This window comes from Pseudomonas sp. W2-17, from assembly GCF_041060445.1.
GTDB lineage: Bacteria > Pseudomonadota > Gammaproteobacteria > Pseudomonadales > Pseudomonadaceae > Aquipseudomonas.
Genome location: NZ_JAUFNS010000010.1, coordinates 193,165 through 214,507, shown reverse-complemented (window position 1 = coordinate 214,507; position 21,343 = coordinate 193,165). Strand labels below are relative to the sequence as shown.

Annotated in this window: 17 protein-coding genes and 2 pseudogenes; 10 read left to right on the top strand and 9 right to left on the bottom strand. The window is 60.8% G+C overall.

Annotated features, from left to right (window positions below; genetic code table 11):
- Both QWI20_RS15075 and QWI20_RS15070 read right to left on the bottom strand, forming a co-directional pair.
- The coding region (locus QWI20_RS15075; RefSeq protein WP_369306170.1) for a DUF6531 domain-containing protein at positions 1 to 2,172 on the bottom strand (2,172 nt) is incomplete at its 3' end.
- A 411-nt stretch (positions 2,173 to 2,583) separates the two neighbouring features.
- Complete coding sequence (locus QWI20_RS15070) at positions 2,584 to 3,027, bottom strand: hemerythrin domain-containing protein (protein WP_369306169.1); 444 nt, start codon at positions 3,025 to 3,027, stop codon at positions 2,584 to 2,586.
- 208 nt (positions 3,028 to 3,235) lie between these two features.
- On the opposite strand from QWI20_RS15070, the pseudogene QWI20_RS15065 reads away from it, so the two are divergent.
- From QWI20_RS15065 to QWI20_RS15050, 4 genes and pseudogenes are all read left to right on the top strand, one after another.
- Positions 3,236 to 4,169, top strand: a pseudogene (locus tag QWI20_RS15065) (aliphatic sulfonate ABC transporter substrate-binding protein).
- Between the two features lie 15 nt (positions 4,170 to 4,184).
- On the top strand, positions 4,185 to 5,510 hold the full coding sequence (locus QWI20_RS15060) for an LLM class flavin-dependent oxidoreductase (RefSeq protein ID WP_369306168.1): 1,326 nt from the start codon (positions 4,185 to 4,187) through the stop codon (positions 5,508 to 5,510).
- A 126-nt stretch (positions 5,511 to 5,636) separates the two neighbouring features.
- Complete coding sequence (locus QWI20_RS15055; protein WP_369306167.1) at positions 5,637 to 6,359, top strand: alpha/beta hydrolase; 723 nt, start codon at positions 5,637 to 5,639, stop codon at positions 6,357 to 6,359.
- Between the two features lie 83 nt (positions 6,360 to 6,442).
- A complete protein-coding gene (locus QWI20_RS15050) occupies positions 6,443 to 6,613 on the top strand; it encodes a hypothetical protein (protein WP_369306166.1) in 171 nt (56 codons plus the stop codon).
- A 101-nt stretch (positions 6,614 to 6,714) separates the two neighbouring features.
- Here QWI20_RS15050 and QWI20_RS15045 read toward each other — a convergent pair whose 3' ends face one another.
- Positions 6,715 to 7,899 carry an MFS transporter gene (locus QWI20_RS15045; protein ID WP_369306165.1) on the bottom strand — a complete coding sequence of 395 codons (1,185 nt, stop codon included), beginning with the start codon at positions 7,897 to 7,899 and terminating at the stop codon, positions 6,715 to 6,717.
- Between the two features lie 279 nt (positions 7,900 to 8,178).
- On the opposite strand from QWI20_RS15045, the gene QWI20_RS15040 reads away from it, so the two are divergent.
- From QWI20_RS15040 to QWI20_RS15030, 3 genes and pseudogenes are all read left to right on the top strand, one after another.
- The gene (locus QWI20_RS15040; RefSeq protein WP_369306164.1) at positions 8,179 to 9,099 is read left to right on the top strand and encodes a Ku protein; all 921 of its coding nucleotides are present in this window, start codon (positions 8,179 to 8,181) and stop codon (positions 9,097 to 9,099) included.
- 60 nt (positions 9,100 to 9,159) lie between these two features.
- The gene (gene ligD, locus QWI20_RS15035; protein WP_369306163.1) at positions 9,160 to 11,835 is read left to right on the top strand and encodes a DNA ligase D; all 2,676 of its coding nucleotides are present in this window, start codon (positions 9,160 to 9,162) and stop codon (positions 11,833 to 11,835) included.
- Positions 11,836 to 11,853: 18 nt separating this feature from the next.
- Positions 11,854 to 11,954 (top strand): annotated as a pseudogene (locus tag QWI20_RS15030) (carboxymuconolactone decarboxylase family protein); the annotation flags it as partial.
- Between the two features lie 79 nt (positions 11,955 to 12,033).
- Here QWI20_RS15030 and QWI20_RS15025 read toward each other — a convergent pair.
- Positions 12,034 to 12,369 (bottom strand): hypothetical protein, encoded by a 336-nt coding sequence (locus QWI20_RS15025; RefSeq protein WP_369306162.1) that lies wholly within the window; start codon positions 12,367 to 12,369, stop codon positions 12,034 to 12,036.
- Positions 12,370 to 12,871: 502 nt separating this feature from the next.
- On the opposite strand from QWI20_RS15025, the gene QWI20_RS15020 reads away from it, so the two are divergent.
- Positions 12,872 to 13,819 carry an aldo/keto reductase gene (locus tag QWI20_RS15020; protein ID WP_369306177.1) on the top strand — a complete coding sequence of 316 codons (948 nt, stop codon included), beginning with the start codon at positions 12,872 to 12,874 and terminating at the stop codon, positions 13,817 to 13,819.
- Positions 13,820 to 13,872: 53 nt separating this feature from the next.
- On the opposite strand, the gene QWI20_RS15015 is transcribed toward QWI20_RS15020, so the two are convergent.
- From QWI20_RS15015 to QWI20_RS14995, 5 genes are all read right to left on the bottom strand, one after another.
- Positions 13,873 to 14,949, bottom strand: coding sequence for a nucleoside hydrolase (locus QWI20_RS15015; protein WP_369306161.1), 1,077 nt, complete (start codon positions 14,947 to 14,949; stop codon positions 13,873 to 13,875).
- 156 nt (positions 14,950 to 15,105) lie between these two features.
- Positions 15,106 to 16,419 (bottom strand): MFS transporter, encoded by a 1,314-nt coding sequence (locus QWI20_RS15010; protein WP_369306160.1) that lies wholly within the window; start codon positions 16,417 to 16,419, stop codon positions 15,106 to 15,108.
- Between the two features lie 147 nt (positions 16,420 to 16,566).
- Positions 16,567 to 17,214 carry an N-carbamoylsarcosine amidohydrolase gene (locus tag QWI20_RS15005; protein ID WP_369306159.1) on the bottom strand — a complete coding sequence of 216 codons (648 nt, stop codon included), beginning with the start codon at positions 17,212 to 17,214 and terminating at the stop codon, positions 16,567 to 16,569.
- A 35-nt stretch (positions 17,215 to 17,249) separates the two neighbouring features.
- Positions 17,250 to 18,068 (bottom strand): alpha/beta fold hydrolase, encoded by an 819-nt coding sequence (locus QWI20_RS15000; protein WP_369306158.1) that lies wholly within the window; start codon positions 18,066 to 18,068, stop codon positions 17,250 to 17,252.
- Positions 18,065 to 19,213 carry an FAD-dependent monooxygenase gene (locus QWI20_RS14995; RefSeq protein WP_369306157.1) on the bottom strand — a complete coding sequence of 383 codons (1,149 nt, stop codon included), beginning with the start codon at positions 19,211 to 19,213 and terminating at the stop codon, positions 18,065 to 18,067. The genes QWI20_RS15000 and QWI20_RS14995 overlap by 4 nt, the downstream gene beginning before the upstream one ends.
- Before the next feature lie 360 nt (positions 19,214 to 19,573).
- On the opposite strand from QWI20_RS14995, the gene QWI20_RS14990 reads away from it, so the two are divergent.
- Both QWI20_RS14990 and QWI20_RS14985 read left to right on the top strand, forming a co-directional pair.
- Complete coding sequence (locus tag QWI20_RS14990; RefSeq protein ID WP_369306156.1) at positions 19,574 to 20,623, top strand: 2,5-dihydroxypyridine 5,6-dioxygenase; 1,050 nt, start codon at positions 19,574 to 19,576, stop codon at positions 20,621 to 20,623.
- Positions 20,624 to 20,851: 228 nt separating this feature from the next.
- The gene (locus QWI20_RS14985) at positions 20,852 to 21,310 is read left to right on the top strand and encodes a MarR family winged helix-turn-helix transcriptional regulator (protein WP_192174747.1); all 459 of its coding nucleotides are present in this window, start codon (positions 20,852 to 20,854) and stop codon (positions 21,308 to 21,310) included.
- The last annotated feature ends 33 nt before the right edge of the window (positions 21,311 to 21,343 follow it).

Sequence of the window (21,343 nt, the reverse complement as noted above, 5' to 3'; positions counted from 1 at the left end):
GCCGCCCTCGCCATCGCTGATTTTGATCAGATGGCTTTTGTCGTCGTAGGCATAGTTCATCACGCTGTGATCAGCGCGGGTGTGCTCGGTCAGGTTGCTGAGTTTGTCGTACCGATAGCGGTCTGTACTGCCATCGGTATGGATGTGGCGAATGATGTTCTTCGCCTGATCACGAAAGAACCACTCGGAGCGCCCGTCGGCGTGGCAAATGCGATAGGTGTAACCGAGGCTGTCGTAGTAGTGCCGGGTTTCATGACCCAAAGCGTCAGTGACGTAGGTCAGACGGATGTTTTCATCCCACGCCAATCGCGTGTCAAAACTGCCGTCGTCCGCCCATTCGCGGATGGCTTTCGCGTCGGGGCCCGTGCCTTGCCACTGCAAATTCAAGCCACGATTGGTGCGGTCTGTGTAGCGAGTGATCAGGTGGTGTTGGTATTGATAACGCCATGTAGCGCCGTTCTCGTCCTGAGCTAGAACAAGATCGCCAGAATCATCGTACTGATACGCGCACAGTTGGCGTTTAACGTCGCCATCACGTATTTCCCAAACACCCATCAGCCGCCCCTGATCATCGATCAACGTGCCCAGGCGCAGATGGACTTTGTTTACATCTTTCTGCGAGTACGTCACCAGCTCGGAGAGCACCGAATGCCCGTCATGCCGATGCTCGTAATGCAGCATCACCCCGGCGCCATTCGGCAAAACCTTATTGATCAGAACGAAACGATCACCCCGGCGAACATAGGTTTCCCTGTGCTCAAGGCCCCGCATCAGCACCAACCGATCTTTGCTGAGGCGAACGACGGTCAGATTTTCAATGGCGTTGAAGTGAAACAGCTTGACCTTGGGAAGGGGGAACTCATGGCTGCGTCCGTCGAAGTCATGAAACACCAAACTGTCGCCGACGAGATCGAAACGTGTAGTAAACGCCGTAATCCACCGCGCACCGACAACATCCTCATCGAACGCATCCAGACTCGAACAGTAAGTCCGAGTCCACTCAATGGGAAAAGGCCCCAGCAGGCTGAAATCGGTATGGGTAACCGACTCCGAACCCATCGCAAAACTGATGCTCCTGGCCGTCGACCCACAAGCACATTCACAAGGGCACGGACACGTACAGTTCTTCCGCTTGTTGGGCCGGGCTTTCGCAGGCTTCTCGAAACCAACCGCCTCCAGCTTCCCTTCGCCGCCCTGGCGCCTGGCCTGATTAACAACCCTCGGCTTGATGTTGAAGGCTTGCCCATGCCCATTGCGCGAACGCCAACTGACAACCGCGCCCGCCAATGTCTGCAGCAACGCTCCAATCGAGTTCTGAACCCCTGGATCCGCCAGACGATTTATCTGGGCCCGAAGCTCTGACCCCATGGCACGCAACGACTCAGCCTGCCTGCGGATCGAGTCTTTCAGCGCTTCAGGCACAAGATGTTCGACGGTGCCGTTGACGATTTTTTGGCCGGCTGCGATGTAAACATCGGCAACCGCGATGAAGATGTTGGAAATCGCGCCTTTGGGATCGTAGTCCCACTGCTTGCGCCCATCGCTGATCAGTTGCACCGCCTCAAGCAGATTGCCCTCGGCATCGAGATCGCCGTCGACCACGCTCTCCAGACCCTTGGCGATCTCGTTCAGCACGCCTTCGCCAAGCTTCCCCGCCTCATCGAGAATGCCAGCGAGCTTGCCCTGCGCCTGAGTCACAAAGTCATCAAGCGTCCCGACGATGTCGGCATTGAGGTGCCCGATCAGCACCTCGATCAGCGAATCGCCAAGCACCACTTTCCCCGCCTGACGCATCTCCTGGCGCACCAGAAACAGCGTCGGCCGCAGGCTCATCCGCGCTGCCGCCATGGTCGGCGGCGTTGGCAGCACACCAATCAAATTGATGCCCAAGCTGACCCAATCCAGCGGGTCGCGCTTCTCGCTCGTCGCCAGCCGAACGATGTCATTCAGCGCATCAACCAGCGCCATGATGTTGCCCACCACGGGCAAAAAGCCCGCAGCGTTCTTGATCCTCTCAAGCGAAATGACCCCGCCGCTGATGTCCCGCAGCCAGGCATCGACATTGGCCGCACCGGCGCCAACGTCCTCAAGCTGAATCAGATCAAGCGGAACGATCGCCACCTGAGCCTCGTTTTTTGCGTCACTGCCGGACGTAACTGCGGGGTTTGCCAACGATGCTCTCCGTGCTCAAAAACCATCCGGCAGGCGTGAATGCCGATCCGGGGGGCACGGAGATATCAAGGGCTGTGCCAGCTATGAATTAGCCAATAAAAATCAATGACTTAATAAATAATGAGGAAGGTTTGAGCGACCGCCAAACCAGTGAACCCATAAACCCTGCGCAAGAAGTTGCGCACTGCTGTGCAACTTCTTGCGCACTCGCCTGCAGGCCACAAACGACCTGGCTTCTCGAGCAGTAAGGCCCCTAAGACACACAATCAAATGCGCAACTTCTTGCGCACTCCATCAGACCCGCACCCAACCGCTCTTCACCCGAAACACCGCATCGCCAACAAAATGCGGCAGCGAAAAATGGCCAAAAAAAAGCCCCGAACATTCGGGGCTTTGAGCATTCAGAGCGGCTTAAGCTTTAGCCAGTTGCTCCTCATACTCCTTGTGATACTCACGGGCCAGCGATTGCTTCTGCTGGTCATCCAGCAGTTTGCCCGCCGACTGGAAGAACTTCTGCTCTTCTTCCTTCAGGTGGTGGTGGACCTTCTCCGACAGCTTCTTGGCCGTGGCCATCCAGGACGGGCTGGACATCTCGGTCTCGTCGAGCTCTTCCATCATCTCGTCCATTTCATGGTGCTCGGAAATGGCATGGCGGCTGAGGTCGACACCGTTGTCGAACTGCATCAGCGGGATATAGAAGAAGCGCTCTTCGGCGGTTTCATGGGCCTGCAGTTCAGCTTTCAGCTGTTTGTAGACCTCGACACGCTCCTCGCTGTCGCCATGGGTTTGGATCAAGGCATCGGCATAGCCGCGTTGCCGTTCATGACTCTCTCTCAGGGCTTCGAAAATGTTCACGGGTGCTCCTTGGTTCGGCGACGGACTGATGTGCTTATCCCTAGACCGCAGCGGGTATTCAGCCGTTCCGTTGCGCGTCGGGCATATGCATAGATCTATAAGTTTCTTTCATAACCTGTGTCGTTTTTTATAATGAAAGTGAAGCTGTTTCGATGTGCTCATTCGTTTTCGCGCTGAGCGCTCCTCCTGTGCCCGTTCAAGGATCCTCATGTCCCTGCGAAAGATCATCGTGGCCGCCGCGTTAATGCTGGCTACCTTCACCGCTCACGCCGAGCAGGTCATCAACATCGGTTATCAGCGCTCGTCCACGCTGTGGATTCTGCTCAAAAACGACGGGCAGCTTGAGGAACGGCTCAAGCCGCTGGGCTTCACCGTCAACTGGCATGAATTCAGCAGCGGGCTGCTCAGCGCGATGAACGCCGGCAGTGTGGACCTGCATGCCGACGTCGCCGATGCGTTTGCCTTGTTCACGCAAGCGGCGAACGCGCCGCTGACCTACTACGCCCGTGAGAATCCTTCCCCGACAGCGCAGGCCATCATCGTCCCGGACAGCTCACCGATTCGCAGCGTTGCCGATCTCAGGGGCAAAACCGTCGCGGTGTCGAAAGGCTCGGGCAGTCATTTTCTGTTGATTTCGGCCCTGAAGAGCGCCAGGCTGACCCTCAAGGACATCAAGCCAATTTACCTGGAGGCGCCCGACGGCGTCGCCGCGTTTGCCAGCGGCAACGTCGACGCCTGGGCGATCTGGGACCCGTTCCTGGCGACCCAGCAACGCGAGCATCATGTCCGCGTGCTGACCGACGGCTCCGGCGGCATTGCCAACTACAACCGTTTTTACGTGGCCAACACGAGTTTCGCCAAGGCCCATCCCGAGGTGCTGCAAGTGGTGTTCGACACCCTGCATCAGGCCGGGCAGTGGGTGAAAGGTCATCCCCAGGAAGCCGCGGCGAATCTGGCGCCGCTGTGGGGCAACATCCCGCCTGAGACCGTCGAGCTGGCCAACAGCCGACGCAGTTACGACATCGTCCCGGTCAAGGTGGATGAACTTGCCGAACAGCGCCGACTTCTATTTTGAAGCCGGGATGATCCCCAAAGCGCTGAAGGTGTCCGACATCGCTGTCTGGACCCCGCACGCCCAATAAGTCAGGAGCGCGATCATGAGTCGTCACATTCACCTGTCGGCGTTCCTGCTGACCGGGCCGGTTATCCACAGTCATGCGGTCTGGCGTCACCCCGAGACGGTCGGCCATTACCTGGATCCCGAGTATTACGCCCGCACGGCGCGGGTGGTGGAGGAGGGGCTGTTCGATTTTCTGTTCTTCGCCGACCGGCTGGCGGTGGGTGACCAGATGGGCGGCTCGCGGGACGTGGCCCTGCGGTATGGCGCGCAGGATGCGACGCGTCTGGACCCGCTGCCGATTCTGTCCTACCTGGTCGGGCAAACCAGCAAGCTGGGCCTGGGCGCTACCCGCTCAACGACCTATTACGAGCCGGCGCACATCGCCCGGGAGTTCGCCACGCTGGATCATCTGTCCAAAGGCCGCGCCGCCTGGAACATCGTCACGTCGATGAACGACAGCGAAGGGCGGCTGTTCGGCAAGGACAAGCACCTTGAGCACGACCTGCGCTACGACAGCGCTGACGAGTTCGTCGAAGTGGCGCTGAAGTTGTGGCGCAGCTGGGCGCCGGATGCGTTGAAGCTGGACCGGGAAAGCGGCGTGCTGGCCGACCCGTCGAAAATCACGTCGGTGCAGCATCACGGCGAGTGGTTCAAGGTTGAAGGGCCGCTGAACATTCCGCGCACGCCGCAGGGGCGTCCGGTGCTGATTCAGGCCGGTTCGTCGGGGCGTGGACGGCGTTTCGGCGCGCGCTGGGCCGAGGCGATTTTCACCATTCACCCGCACCTCAAGGCCATGCACGCGTTTCGCCAGGACGTTCGCGAACAGGTCGTCGAGCAAGGGCGCCACGCCGACAGCTGCAAGGTGCTGACGGCGGTGATGCCGTTCATCGGCGGCAGCGAAGCCGAAGCGAAGGCCAAGCGCGACAAGCACAACGCATTGGCGCGCCCGGAACTGGGTCTGGTCACGCTGGCGTCGCAACTGAACGTGGATCTCTCGCCGTTTCCGCTGTCCGCGACCCTGGCGGAGATCGCACGCTCGCCGTCTATACCGCCTGCTGCGGCGGAGAAGCTGCTGATGCAGGGGCCGGACACGACGCTGGAGGAACTGGGCCGGATTTTCGCCAGCAGCGTACGGGTGCCGCAACTGGTCGGCACGGGGGCACAGATTGCCGATCAACTGGCGGAGATGTTCACGTTGGGCGGTTGCGACGGCTTCGTCATTTCCCCGGCGTATCTGCCGGGCTCGTTCAGCGAATTCGTTGAAAGCGTCATTCCACACCTGCAACGCAAAGGGCTGTTTCGCACCGCCTACGAGGGCTCGACCCTGCGCGAGCATCTGGGGTTGGGGGCGTTGGAGTCGTGAACCGGCCCCTGTGAAATTCATCCTCCGTACAGCCACCTGACAGCTTTGCGCGATCATTGACGGGCTGACATTCGCGACATGCTGCGTATGATGAGCCCGACGTTTTTCGCAAAAAGGCTCACGCTCATGATGAAGTTTTTCGCCGCGCTGCTGTGTGTGTTCACCGGCATGGCCCACGCAGAACCCGCGCTGCTCAACGATCTTGCGCTGCCGTACCTGGCGGCGGCGCCCGCTGAATCCAAAGACAAACCGCTGATCATTTTCCTGCACGGCTATGGCAGCGACGAGCGCGACCTGCTCGACATCAAAAACGATCTCTCCCCGAGTTACACCTACCTTTCCGTGCGCGCGCCACAGGAAGTCGATGGCGGCGGCTACAAGTGGTTCACCCAGGACACCGATCAGGCCGAATACGAAGGCGTGACCAGCGATGTCGACAAAAGCACCGACTTGCTGCGGACCTTCATCCAGCAGGCCACCGAGAAATACCAGACCCAGCCCGACAAAGTGATCCTGGTCGGCTTCAGCCAGGGCGCGATGATGAGCTACCAGATCGGCCTGCAATACCCGGAACTGGTGCACGGTATCGCACCCCTGAGCGGCAAGATTCTCGCGTCCCTCCATTCACGCCTGAAGCCCGATGAGCGCCTGAAATCGCTGAAAGTGTTCATCGGCCACGGCTCGGCCGACACCCGCGTGCCTTACTCGGGCGCAACCGATGCCAAGGCGATGCTGGAGAATCTGCTGATCGTTCCGGAGTTTCATGCCTACGCCGGGGCAGGGCATACGATTACAACGGCTGAAGTGGCGGACTTGAAGCACTGGCTGGAAGGTCAGCTGCAAAACTAAGTCGACGTTGAAGAGTCCCGGGCTGTTGCAAGCCCTGACGTCTACGAATCAGTTCATACGCCCGTGAGAGCAAGGAGGTGCTTATGAAAACAAGGAAACGCAGAGAAAAACTTCAGGCTATTGCTGAATTCCGTGCCGAAGCGCGCAAGCGCGCGGCTGAAATAATCCCCTTGCAAATACACTTTCTGAGCGGAGCGCTCGAAATTGGAAGAGACCTTGAACCAGCTGGCCCGATGGCTGGGTTCAGGGGCTGATTCCTCAAAAGAAAACCGCCGATATCGGCGGTTTTTCTTGAGCGGCGATCAGCGCCTCACGCCTTTGGCCTGAGCATCCTGCGCGGGCCGTGCTTCATTATTCATGGCCGTGAGTTCTTCAAAAACCCTAACAACGCCAACACCGGAAACACGCTCCCCACAATGACAATCCAGACCCAGCCACCGTGGTCATACAGCGCGCTCGCCACCACCGAACCAATCGCGCCGCCGATGAAGATGCTGGTCATGTACAGCGCGTTGAGCCGGCTGCGGCTTTTGGCGTCGAGGGCGTAGACCGCGCGCTGGCCGAGGACCATGTTCATCTGCACGCAGAAATCGAGGATGACCCCGGTGACTGCCATGCCAATCACGGCGTATGCCGGTTCGATCAGGCTGGGCAGAAAGCTCAGTGCGGCGAACAGCATGGCGCACAGGCTGGCGACGCGGGTGTGGCCGGCATCCGCCAGGCGGCCGGCGATGGGCGCGGCGATGGCGCCGATGGCCCCGACCAGGGCGAAGAGCGCGATCTGGCTTTGCGACAAGCCGTGATTGCGTGCCAGTTCCAGCGGCACGGCGGTCCAGAACAGGCTGAAGGTGGCGAACATGCACGCCTGATAAAACGCGCGCTGGCGCAGCACCGGCTGTTTGCGCAGCAGGGTCCATAACGATTTGAGCAACTGGCCATAGGTGGCGCTGTGGGCAGGCTGATGTTTCGGAATGGTGGTCGCCAGCACCACGCTGATCAGCAGCATCACTACGGCGGCCGTGCCGAACACCGCGCGCCAGCCAAAGTGGTCGGCGATCAGACTGGCAGCGGGCCTTGCCAGCAGAATCCCCAGCAGCAGGCCGCCCATGATGCTGCCGACTACGCGCCCGCGTGTTTCTTCCGGTGCGAGGTTGGCGGCCAGCGGCACCAGAATCTGTACCGCCACCGAGCTGAAACCCACCAGCAGCGAGGCGATAAGAAACAGATTGGGCGTCTGCGCGAAGGCCGCGCTGAGCAAACTGAGCATGGCGACGCCGGAGGTGACGATCATCAGGCGTCGGTTTTCCAGCAAGTCGCCCAACGGCACGAGGAAAAACAGGCCGAGGGCATAGCCGATCTGGGTCAGCGACACGATGAAGCTGGCGAGGGCGCCGGACAGCCCGATGTCTGGCGCGATCAAGCCAATGATGGGCTGGGCGTAATACAGGTTGGCCACGATCGCGCCGCAGCAGAACGCAAACAGCATCGCCAGGCCCTTGGTCATGGTGGCGCCGTGGGTCGCGGGAGGAATGGACGTCATGGGAATACCTGGAGAGGTTGCAGGCTCGGCAGAACGATTCTGGTACGGCGTGCAAAATAGAGTGGCGCGAGGTTAACGCTTTTTCGTTGCGTTAAGAAGGGGTGGCAGGGGAATGGCCCAGCGTTGGTCGGCGCACGTTGTGGAGTGACGCCTCACCCGCACCAAAGCCGTGCAGCCCACGACAATAGCGACGTTCCGGTCGCTCGGTCGAAACTTTTCCGCGTGCGCTTCGGTCACTGCTTACACATACCCCCTCACACCCCATCGGAAATAAAAAATATGCCTCGGGCAATCTGGAAAGGCGCGATCAGTTTTGGACTGGTGCATATTCCTGTGGCGCTGGTGTCGGCGACGTCCCGCCAGGGTGTCGACTTCGATTGGCTGGACAAGCGCAGCATGGACCCGGTCGGATATAAGCGCATCAACAAGGTTTCCGGCAAGGAGATCAATAAAGAGAACATCGTCAAGGGCGTGCAGTACGAGAAAGGGCGTTACGTCGTCATCAGCGAGGACGAAATTCGCTCGGCGCACCCCAAATCGACCCAGACCATCGACATTTTCGGTTTCGTCGACAGCGACCAGATACCGCTGCAGCACATCGACACGCCGTACTTTCTCGCCCCCGACAAGCGCGGCGAGAAAGTCTACGCGTTGTTGCGCCAGGCGCTGGTCGACACCGGCAAGGTGGCGCTGGCCCATGTGGTGATTCGTACCAGCCAGCACTTGGCGGCGGTGATGCCGCTGGAGTCGGCGATCGTGCTTGTGCTGCTGCGCTGGCCCTCGGAGGTGCGCGGGCTCGACAGCCTCGAGCTGCCCATGGAAGCCACCGACGTCAAGCTCAGTAAGAGCGAGCTGGACATGGCCAAGCGCCTGATCAAAGACATGAGCACCGAGTGGACGCCGGACGCGGAAGAATACCGCGACACCTTCCAGGACCAGATCATGTCGCTGGTGGAAACCAAGGCCCGCGAAGGCAAGATCGAGAACGTCGAGACCGATGCTGGCGACACTGAGCGTAAGTCGGCTGATGTCATCGATCTGACCGAATTGCTCAAGCGCAGCCTGGGCGGTCGTGGCGCTGCAGCGAAGGCGGCGCCCGCCAAAGCCAAACCGGCGAGCAAAGGCAAAGCCGAGTCCAAGGACGATGCGCCGGCGAAACGCCGTGCTCCGCCCCGAAAGAAGACCACCAAGGCCTCTTGAACGCATGTCCTGTTGTAGCGTTAAAAGATGCACCGTTCCAATGCGCAGAGGTTCATCGTCATGACAAAACCTGTGAGTGAATACACCCGCAAGCGCAACTTCGATGTCACGTCCGAGCCGGCGGAAAGCGAGGGCAAGACGCGAAGCAAGAAAGGCAAAGCGCTGAGTTTCGTCATTCACAAGCACGACGCGCGCAACCTGCATTACGATTTTCGCCTTGAGTTGGATGGCACGCTGAAAAGCTGGGCGGTGCCGAAAGGACCGAGCCTGGACCCGAAGAACAAGCGCCTGGCGGTGCACGTCGAAGACCACCCGCTGGGCTACGGCACGTTTGAGGGCAGCATTCCCGAAGGCCAATACGGCGCTGGCGACGTGATCGTCTGGGATCGCGGTATCTGGCAGCCCCACGGCGACCCGCAGGAAACCTACAAGGCCGGCAAACTCAAATTCACCCTGATCGGTGAAAAACTCACCGGCGACTGGGCGCTGGTGCGGACCCGCTTGCCCGGCAACAGCGACAAGGAGCAGTGGCTGTTGATCAAGGAAAAGGACGATGCTGTTCGCTCGGGCGAGGAATACGACATCGTCGTCGACAAGCCGGAAAGCGTGGTCAGTGGCGCAACGGTGGGCGAAGGAAGGAAGCCGGCCAAGAACGCCAAACCTAAATCGGCCGCGTCTGAAGCCGCAGCCGAGACCTCTGCCGCGAAAAAGCCCGGAAAAAAGCCAGCGGGGAAAAAAACCAAAGCGCCTTCGCCCAAAAAGAGCGGCGTGCCGGCCAAGCTCTCGCCGCAGCTGGCGACGCTCATGGACACCCCGCCCGAAGGCACATGGCATTACGAAATCAAGTACGACGGTTATCGGATCCTGACCCGCATCATCGATGGCGAGGTGAAGTTCTTTACCCGCAACGGCAATGACTGGACCGAGCGCCTGCCGCTGCAAGCCAAGGCAATCGGCGATTTGAAACTGGACAACACCTGGCTGGACGGCGAAGTCGTGGTGCTAAACGACGCCGGGTTGCCGGACTTTCAGGCGCTGCAGAATGCATTCGACATCGACCGCAGCATGGACATCATTTATTACCTGTTTGACGTGCCGTTCCTCAACGGAGAAGACCTGCGCGAGTCGCCCGTCGAAGACCGTCGTGCGGCGCTGAAGAAAGTGCTGGGGCGACAGAAAAAGGGCCTGCTCCGGTTCTCCGAAGCCTTCTCTGCCGGCCATCGCGACATCATCGAAAGCGCGAGCCTGATGTCCCTCGAAGGCGTCATCGGCAAGCGGGCTGGCAGCGTGTATCAGTCCAAACGCAATGCCGACTGGATCAAGCTCAAGTGCAAGCTGCGCCAGGAGTTCGTCGTCGTCGGCTTCACCAAACCTCAGGGCGCGCGCAATGGTTTTGGCGCGCTGCTGCTGGCGGTGAACGAGGAGGGCGCGGGTCTGGTGTATGCCGGTCGGGTCGGCACGGGGTTCAATCAGCAGATGCTCGGCGACTTGCTTGAGCAGATGAAGCCGCTGGAACAGGACGCCTCGCCGCTGGCGAAGAAGGTGACCAGCGCGCAAGGCCGGGGTGTGCACTGGATAAAGCCGACATTGGTGGCGGAGGTCGAGTTCGGCGAATGGACCCGCGACGGCATCATTCGTCACTCGGCGTTTGTCTCGTTACGCAGCGACAAGCCGGCCAGTGAAGTGGTCCACGAATACCCCAGGACGCCGAAAGACATCAAGGCACCGTTCAAGCCCAGCGCCGCCAAAGCCAACGTGCCGAGCAAGAAATCCGCGACCCGCGCCGATTCTTCAGCCGAGAAGCCCAAGCCGGTCAGCAAACGTGCAGGCAAGGACCGCATCGACGTGGCCGGCGTGATGGTCAGCCACCCCGAACGGGTGATCGACGCGGAGAGCGGTCTGCACAAGATCGAGCTGGCGCAGTATTACGAATCGGTGGCGGACTGGATTCTGCCGCACCTCGACCATCGGCCCGTGGCGCTGTTGCGTTGCCCCGAAGGCGTCGAGGGCGAGCAGTTTTTCCAGAAACATTCCGAGCGCATGGCGATCCCCAACATCAAGCAGCTGGACCCCAAGCTCGACCCTGGCCATGCGCGGTTGATGGAGATCGACAGCGTCAAGGCGCTGGTCGGTGCGGCGCAGATGGGCACCATCGAACTGCACACGTGGGGCGCGACCTACGATCAGATCGAGCTGCCGGACCACTTCGTCCTCGATCTCGACCCGGACGATCAGTTGCCTTGGCGCAGCATGATCGAAGCCACGCAACTGACGCTGTCGACCCTCGACGAGTTGGGCCTGGATGCGTACGTCAAGACCAGCGGCGGCAAGGGCATGCACATCGTCGTACCACTGGCGCGCCGGGCCGATTGGGAGTCGGTCAAAGCCTTCGCCAAGGCGCTGGCGCAATTCATGTCCCGGGAGCTGCCGGACCGATTCACCGCGACGTCCGGGCCGAAGAACCGGGTGGGCAAGATCTTCATCGATTACCTGCGTAACAGCCGGGGTGCCAGTACGGTCGTGGCCTATTCAGCGAGGGCGCGGCCGGGGTTGCCGGTGTCGGTGCCGATCAGCCGTGACGAGCTGACGGAGGTGAAGTCCTCGGCGCAGTGGAACATCGCCAACCTGCAGCAGCGGTTGCGCAAGCTGAAAGCGGATCCGTGGGCCGGTTACAAGCACACCCAGCGCCTGACCAAACCGATGTGGAAGCGTCTGGGCGCCACGCCGCCGGCCTGAAGCATTGGGTCAGCCTTCGAAGTCGCCGCCGCACGGGCTACCGCGATCTCGTTGAACGCTGGCGCTGCGTACATCTACTCGATGCACGCGTTAATGCGTATGACGCGCTGAAGCCATAAATCACGGTCACTCGCGGCGATACGCAAAGGCTGGCAGGGTGCTTGCCGGCCTAACGCGTAGCCTCTGCACTCGGTTAAATCATTTGACCCCGTCCGTCCGCTCGCCCACTTCCGCCGGATAAAACTCCCCTTCAAGGCCTGCGGTCAGCAGGCGTTCACGCACTTGTGTCTCGACTTCCAGTACTTGCTCGGAGTTGTCGATGTCGTCAACCACCAGCCAGACCGGCATGACGTTCTGACCATGGGTGCCTTCGCTGAGCATGTCGTGGGAAAAGACTTGATTGGCGCGCCACAGGCACAGTTCGTCATCGGTGTGGTGGGGTTCGCGAACGGCAGTTGGCGAGGTCAGCCAGATTTCGGTGTAGGGGCGCAGGTCGGCGTTGGCGAGTTCGTTCAGGGTAATCACGGTTTTCATTTTGTGTCCTCCAGTGTTCAAGATGGAGTTGTGACGCATGGGGCCGCCCAGCGTTCCCGCGATCTGCGCAGATGGTCGCAGTATCTGCCGAGATCAAGAGCGTCTGCCCTGAGGCAGACTGTGAAGACTAAAAGCGCGATAAAGCAGATCAACAGCTTCCCGGATAAAGCCGGTCCTACGGTGCGCCGCCGATGCCATTGGATGCACGCGTTGCTTTTCGTGGGACCGGCTTTAGCCGGGAAGAGGCCCGTCCAGGCGCTGATGTTCAATTGTTCCCACGCCCTGCGTGGGAATGCATCCCGAGACGCTCTGCGTCATCCCGGGCCGTCAGAAGGGATGATTTAACTACAGCGCCAACCGCGATCTGCGCTGATGGTCGTGCGGACTTGAACCGACGCCGCGTGCGTGGGGTCGACCATTCACTGTGCGCTCACGTCAGTCCGACCCGGAGACATGCCCCGTGACCGACCGAAACCTGCTCACCCGCAGACGACTGCTCAACATGGCGGCAGGTGCCTCGGCGGCGTTGGTGTTTGACGCAGCGGTCGGTGATGCAAGTGCAGGCGTCCACGCTAGAGCATCCGAACCGCCACAACCCGGCACATCGGCCGGTCAATCAGGAGAGCGGAACATGCTCACGCGAGACATTCCATCCAGCGGCGAAGCGTTGCCGATGATCGGCCTCGGCACCTATCGCGGGTTCGATGTCGAGCCCGGCAGCGATGCGTACACACTGCTGCCCGCCGTGGTGGACCAGCTGTTCCACGCCGGCGGCACCGTGATCGACAGTTCGCCGATGTACGGCCGCGCCGAGGAAACCACGGGTGAGTTGCTGGCGATCCATCAGCCGTCATCGCCAGCGTTTCTGGCGACCAAGGTCTGGACCCGAGGACGCGACGAAGGCATTGCCCAGATGGAAGCGTCGTTCAGGCTGTTGCGGACCCAGCGCATCGACCTTATGCAGATCCACAACCTGCTGGACTGGAAAACCCACCTGCCGACCCTGCGTCAGTGGAAAGAGGAAGGGCGCATTCGCTACATTGGCCTGACGCACTACACCCCATCGGCCTACGCTGATGTGGAAGCGGCGCTGAAGGCCGAGGCGTTCGATTTTCTGCAGATCAATTACGCGCTGGACGACCGCGCCGTCGAAGCGCGGTTGCTGCCGCTGTGCCGTGAACGGGGAGTGGCGGTGATCTGCAACCGGCCGTTTGGTGGCGGCGGTCTGCTCGGCCGCTTGCGCAACACGCCGCTGCCGGGCTGGGCGGGAGAAGTTCAGGCCAGGAGCTGGGCGCAACTGGCGCTGAAGTTTCTGATCTCACACCCCGCGGTGACGTGCGCGATTCCCGGTACGGGGAATCCGAAATACATGAAGGAAAACGCCGACGCCGCCAGAGGGCCTTTGCTTACCGATGCCCAGCGCCAGCAGCTGATTGCCTTGATCGGCTGATCCTGCCTACCGCCGGTTGGGCCGATTCATATCATCGGCGCGAACTGAGAAGGTCAGCGTTTGACCGGCGCAGGCAGAGTGACCAGATTCACGTACGCATCCCAGAACTTCTTCTGGTCCACGGCGTACACCACTTTCGCCTTCTGTGTGCCGACGGGCGCGCCCTTCTTGTAGCCCATGGAGCGGCCGTAATCCGGTCCGAAGTGGGCGTCGACATCGACCCACAGGTCTTTGGACTCGGTGACCAGTTCCGGATGCACCAGGTACAGCGCGGGCAGGCTGTCCCAAGTGAAACTGTGATGGTTCGGGTCCTTGTCGAACTCAGGCCCCAGCACCGTTTTGTACAGGTCCGGAATCACGCCTTTGCTGGCGACGATGCGCTGGTAGACCGAGGCGTCGAAGATGACCTTTTCGCAGACATCGTTGGGGAAAATCACGTGTTCGATGGGCGAGCGCAGGACGATTTTTGCGGCCTCGGGGTCGAACCACCAGTTGAATTCCGCCGCTGGCGTCGTGTTGCCGGGGATCTCGATGGCGCCGCCCATGTACACGATGCGTTTGATCAGCGGCACGATTTCCGGCGCGCTGCGAATCGCCAGAGCGATGTTGGTCAATGGGCCAACGGCCAGGAGGGTCACTTCGTGAGGGTTTTGCTTCACGCTGTCGACGATGAACTGCGCGGCGGATTTGCTGCGCAATGTGGTGTGCGTAGCCAGCCCGTCCGGCGGCGAAACCAGTTGCGAGGCCGAGGTCGGACGCGGGGTCTTGAACGCCCCCGGCCAGCCTGTGCCGAACAGGGCTTTTTCCTGGTCATACGTGGCGATGTCGTGCAGCAGCGGGTAGGCCGCGCCGGAGTACACGCCGATGTCCTTTTCCACGCCCATGCGCTCGACAGCCTTTAGCGCATCGACCTGCTCCTGATCAACCCACGCGTTGCCACTGACGAGGGTCATTCCCAGCAGGTCGATGCGCTTTTGCGCGTGCAGTTGCGCCAGCATGATGAAGGCCTGGCCGTCGTCGTTGAGCACGTTGAAATCGGTGTCGAAGATGACCTTTTCCGCCGCCTGCAACGAGGTCGCGGACAGTCCCAGCGTCAGGGCCAGGGCACAGCTTTTCACAAACGCCTGCATGGTCTGATTCCACAGTTGTGATGGGATGAATGGGATTCGCAGTGCAGGAGCGTGGCGTGTCCCGCGAACGCGGTGGGTCAGTGAACGAAAGGCTGACGGATACACCGCATTCGCCAGCCAGTTGGCTCCCACAGGATAGGCGTCCAGCGCGACGAGTTACCGATTCACCAGCTTCGCCGGCAGCGCCACCACCAGCAGGCTGCTCAAAATCAGGCACCCGGCAAAGAACCACAACGCCCCGGCGCTGCTGCCCGTGACGTCGATGGCGATGCCCATCATCGAGTTGCTCACCAGCCCGGCGATGTTCGCCAGCGAGCAGGCCAACGCAAACCCTGTCGCCGCCGCCCGGCCTTTGAGGAACGTTGCCGGCAGGCTGAAGAACACCGGCACCGCGCCGATGATGGCGGCCGATGCGACGGCAAACAGCGCGACAGTGGCAACCACGTTATGGGTGAAGAACGGGCTGGCGGCCATGGCCACTGCGCCGATCCAGAACGGCACGATGATGTGCCAGCGACGTTCGCGACGGCGGTCGGAGCTGGCGCCGATCATCAGCATGCCGATCAGCGCCGCGACGCTGGGCAACGCGGTCAACACGCCGATGTGGAAGGTGTCGGTGACCCCGGCGTTCTTGATGAACGTCGGCATCCAGAAGCCCATGGCGTAGGCGCTGAGCAAGATCGAGAAATCAATACCGCCGAGCATCCACACTTTCAGATTGAAAAAACCGTCGCGAAAGCTGTGCTTGCTGTCCTTGCCCTCAACGTCGTCCAGGCGCAGCTCGCCTTCCAGCAAGGTTTGTTCGGCGCTGTTCAGCCATTTGGCTTCTGTCGGATTGTTCGGCAGCGCCCAGAACGTCATCACCCCGAGCAGCACGCTGGGAATGCCTTCGATCAGGAACAGCCACTGCCAGCCACGCAGCCCGGCAGTCTGGTCGAAATGGCCCATGATCCAGCCCGACAGCGGGCCGCCGATGACGCTGGAAAGCGGCAGGCCGATCATGAACAGCGCGATGATGCGGCCACGGCGGTAGGTCGGGAACCAGGTGGTCAGGTAGAACAGCACGCCGGGCAGGAAGCCCGCTTCAGCGGCGCCGAGCAAAAACCGCAGCACGTAAAACTGCGTCGGCGTGCTGACGAACAACGTGCAGGAGGACAGCAAGCCCCAGGTGATCATGATCCGCGCGATCCAGATCTTCGCACCGACCTTTTCCAGCACCAGGTTGCTTGGCACTTCGAAGAGGATGTAGCCAACGAAAAACAGCCCGGCGCCTAACCCGAACGCAGTCTCGCTGAAGTGCAACTGGTCGAGCATCTGCAGCTTGGCGAAGCCGATGTTGATGCGGTCCAGGTAAGCGGCCAGGTAGCAGAAACACAGGAAGGGGATGAGCTTCCAGGTGATCTTGGTGTACAGCGCTTTGATCGGGTCCGCGGCTAGGTTCGCGGAAGTTTCTACATTCGCAGAGGGCATGGGTGTCTCCTGGCGTTTCTTCGACCGGTGAGCGCGGCGGCTGATTTTGCCTGCGTTTGCGGTGTTGTCATATGGGGGACGAAGCGGCAAGCGCCAAGCTTCAAGCTTCAAGCTGCAAGAGGGGACCGCATGCTCTTGACTTGCGGCTTATCGCTTGAAGCTTGCAGCTCGCAACTGTGTCATCGCCTCCTGCTTGCTCACCACATCTCCGTACTTGCTGTCGATGTCGAACAGGTTCGCTTCATGGGGATCGGGATGTCGGTCGCCCACGCATTCGCGCACGACGATGGTCCGGAAACCGTGCTGCACGGCATCCACCGCGGTCGCCCGGATGCAGCCGCTGGTGGAGCAGCCAGCCAGCACGACGGTGTCGATCCCTTGAGCGTGCAGCATTGATGCCAGTGACGTGCCGAAGAACGAACTCGCGTACTGCTTGCTGATCACGACCTCTTCGGACAATGGCTGTACGGCCTCGCAGAATGCGGCCAGCGGATTGCCTTCGACCATGTCCTTCATCACCGGCGCTTTTTTCACCCACATGCCGCCGTCCGCGAAATGCGTGGGGTGGTAGCGGATGTTGGTGTGCACCACCGCGATACCGTGTTCCCGCGCGCAGGCCAGCAGCTCGACGCTTTCGGCCACCGCACTGACCACGCCAGGCGCATATAAAGGCGCGCCAGGCTGGGTGTAGCCCTGCATGAAATCGATCATCAGCAAGGCCGGTTTCGCACCAAAACCGATGCGATTGCCCCAGACGCCCTGATAGTTGGCGTCCGCGCTTTGTGGGTCGGTCATTGCGTTCTCCTGTTCATCGTTTTAAGCAAGGACCGTCAGGTCAGCGGCGTACCGAGAAAGTCGCCGAACGCGGCGAAGAAGCCCGGCAGGTTGTCCCACGGAATCATGTGTCCGGCGTTCTCCACTCGGGCGATCAGAATGTTCGGTTGTAGCTGTCGGATTTCGGCTTCGTCTTCTGGCTGAATCACGCCGCCGCGGCCAGCGACGATGAGCAGGGCAGGGACCGGAAGGTTCGGCAGGTCCTGGTGGAAATCCACGTCGTGGAAGTCATTGAAGGCACGGACGATGGCGGGTTCGTAACAGGTATGCAGCCACTCGGCGCGCAGCTGCAGTTGCTCCTCGGTCCAGGTCGGGCAGAACGTGCGCATGTCCTCGGCGCTCATGCCCTGTTGCGACTGGCGGATCGAATCGACGTACCACGGCAACTTCGCCGGGTATTCACGACGGCCCGGACCGGACACCGGCGGGTCGATCAGCACCAGGCTTTTCAGGCCCTGGGGGCAGCGAATCGAAGCCCGTACGGCGAAACGCGCGCCCATCGAATGACCGGCGAGGTGATAGCTGTCGATGCCCATGGCGGCGGCGAACGCGCCGATGTCATCGGCGCAGGTGTCGACGCTGTAATCCAGATCCGGCCCCGTGGAAGAAAGTCCGCGACCGCGCGCATCCAGCACGTAGGTGTCGAAAGACTGGCCCAGGCGTTCAGCGACGAACCCCCAGGTAATCGCCGGGCTGGTGATGCCCGGAATCAGGATCAGCGCCGGTTTGCCAGAGTGAATGTCGCCGCCGTAGCGCAGGTAATGCTGACGGATGAAGTTGGCCTGGACGTTGCCGCCATGGATGAATGTGCTCACGCCGCCACCCCCGATTTCAGCTCCTGGCCGTACAGGTCGTAACCGTAAACCCAAGCCGGATCTTCCTGGGTGCGCAGCCAGGTGTTGGCGTTGGAAACCGCTTGCACCCGAGAGGCGCGCTCCTTGCGATTGGCTTCGTACAGCTGGAACGCGGTGCGGTAGTCGCTGAGGCCGGTTTCCTGCAGGCAGCGGGTGAGCATCGCGGCGTCTTCAATGGCCATGCCGGCGCCCTGGGCCATGTGCGGCTTCATCGGGTGGCAGGCATCGCCCAGCAAAACGAGGCGGCCGCGACTCCACAAAGGCAACGGGTTGCGGTTGAGCAGCGGCCACTTGGTCACGCTGTCGGTGGATTCGATCAAGGCCTGCACGGTGGGGTGATAACCGGCGAACGCTTCGTACATTTCGTCCCGGCTGCTGTCGACCCAATTGCCCTCGAAATCCCATGCCGCGTGGGGCACGCCGGTGACGTAGTAGTACTCATCGCGCTTGCCGGTGGTGTGATAAACCATCATGTGACGGTCCTCGCTCCACCATTTCACGCAGTTCTCGAAATTCAGGTTGTATTTGGTCAGCACCTCGCTGGGGATCAGCGCGCGGTGGGCGACCCAGCCGCTGTACAGCGGTTTTTCATGGCCCAGCAGCTCTTCGCGAATCTTGGAGTTGATGCCGTCGGCGCCGATCACGATGTCGGCGTCGGCGTGGGTGCCATCGGCGAAGTTCAGGCGCACGCCGTTGTCGCGTTCCTCCAGGGTGGTCAGGCATTTGCTGAAGTGCACGCTGCCCGGCGCCAGCGTCGACATTTGCAGCGCGTGCAGATCACCGCGGTGCACGGTGATGTAGGCCGCGCCGTACTCCTTGAGGGAGAACTCGCCCAGGGCGATGCGCGACAGGTAATCGCCGGTCGCACCGTCGCGGCTGAACCAGAAATCCGGGTGCGAACCCATGTCGCTGAGCTGTTGCTCGATGCCCATGCGACGGAAGATTTTCATGATGTTCGGGCCCATGTGGATCCCGGCGCCGATGCGAGAAAACGCGGGGGCTTGTTCGTAAATATCGACGTGGAAGCCGGCTTTCTGCAACAGCGTCGCAGCCGCAGCGCCCCCCAGACCGGATCCGACGATGGCGATTTTTTGCGTGGTTGGCATGGCGCGCATTCCTTTGTGTTTCATGAGCTCTGAATGACCGGAGCTCTGGATGACGGCGAGGCGAAAAAAGTCTGTCGCGTCGCAAGGTTTTTAAAGTGTATACGCTGATATTTTTAAAAGTGAACCGATATTTCCAGAAACGGCAGGCGGTGTCGCAAACAGATATGTCACCTGCTGTAACCCTTATTTACTGGGATCTGTGTGGTTAGGTAACAGAGTGGCGTGCCTATTGCAGCGGCGTCCAGATTGATGTCTTATCGCTTTTAATAAGTGTGTACGCTTTAAAAAATGCACTGGTCTGATGCGCGACGCCTTGCAATGGTGCATCCGGCTCGTCATCCGCCCCAGAGGAGAAAAGAGATGCCGGTTAGCGATTGCGAATTGACTCAGATGTTCGAGCACGTCCTGAAACTGTCGAAAGTGGACGCGACCCAGAGCGTGGCGGTGCTCAAGAGCCACTACTCCGATGCGCGTACGGTGCGCGCTGCGATGGACGCCGCCCAACGCCTTGGCGCGAAGGTCTATGCGGTCGAGCTGCCGTCGTTCAACCACCCCAAAGCCATGGGCAACGACATGACCGCCTACTGCGGCGACACCGCGCTGACCGGCAACATTGCCGCGCAACGTGCCCTTGAGGCGGCGGACCTGATCGTCGACACGATGATGCTGCTCCACTCGCCGGAGCAGGAGCAGATCCTCAAGACCGGCACGCGGATTCTGCTGGCGGTGGAGCCCCCGGAGGTGCTGGCGCGGATGCTGCCGACGGTGGCGGACAAGGAACGGGTGCTGGCCGCCGAACAGGTGCTGAAGGCGGCGCGCTCGATTCAGGTGAAGTCACGGGCCGGCAGCGATTTCCGTGCGCAACTGGGGCAATATCCTTCGGTCACCGAATACGGTTTCGCCGACGAGCCTGGGCGTTGGGATCACTGGCCCAGCGGCTTCCTGTTTTCCTGGCCCAACGAAGAGACCGCCGAGGGCACGCTGGTCATTGATGTCGGCGACATCGTGCTGCCGTTCAAAACCTACTCTCGCGAGCAGATCACCCTGGAAATCGATAAGGGTTTTATCACCGGGATTCAAGGTGGTTTCGAGGCCGAGTACCTGCGTGATTACCTGAAGTACTTCAATGACCCGGAGGTCTACGGCATTTCCCATATCGGCTGGGGCCTGCAACCCCGCGCCCAGTGGACGGCCATGGGCCTGCACGACAAGAACGACGGCATGTGCATGGATGCCCGGGCGTTCTATGGCAATTTCCTGTTCTCCACGGGGCCGAATACTGAAGTCGGCGGCACCCGCAAAACCCCGTGCCATCTGGATATCCCGCTGCGCCGCTGCGACATTTATCTCGACGACCAGGCCGTGGTGCTGGCAGGCGAAGTGGTGGCGCCCGAGGCGTCGAAAGCCTGACGCAGATCTTCAGGCGACCGTCAGACCTGTAGGAGTGAGCTTGCTCGCGATCGCATTCATTCGGGCAATGTAGGGGTAAATGACGCCCAGGGATCGCGAGCAAGCTCACTCCTACAGTTCGGGGATGCCCGGTCCATTTAGTTCTGGCCCGGCTGAACGAGATTCCCCTCAACCCCCGCAAACGTTACTGTAGCCACTACTTTTCAGATCCTGCCGAACGAGCCACCCGTGTCCACTGACAACCCTTCCAATAACAATCCGTCCTACACCTTTTCCGAGCAAGTGGGCCATCTGCTGCGCAAGGCCTACCAGCGGCATCTGGCGATCTTCCAGCAGAACGTCGGCGATTCACAGCTCACGGCGGTGCAGTTCGTGACCCTGTGCGCGCTGCGCGATCACGGCCCCAGTTCGCAAACCGAGCTGGTCAAGGCCACGGCGGTGGATCAGGCGACCATTCGCGGCATCGTCGATCGCCTGAAAGCCCGGGACCTGATCAGCCTCGACCCGGACCCGCAGGATCGCCGCAAAGTGATCTGCAGCCTGACCGACAGCGGCCTGCAACTGGTGCAGGAAACCGTGCCTCGCGCCGCGCAGATCAGCGAGCTGACCCTGAGCAAACTCAACCCCGCCGAGCGCGTGGCCGTGTTGTTTCTGCTGCGCAAGCTGATCGACGAGGGCGATGAATAACGCCGCCTGACAGCACCGCTGTAGGAGCGCGCT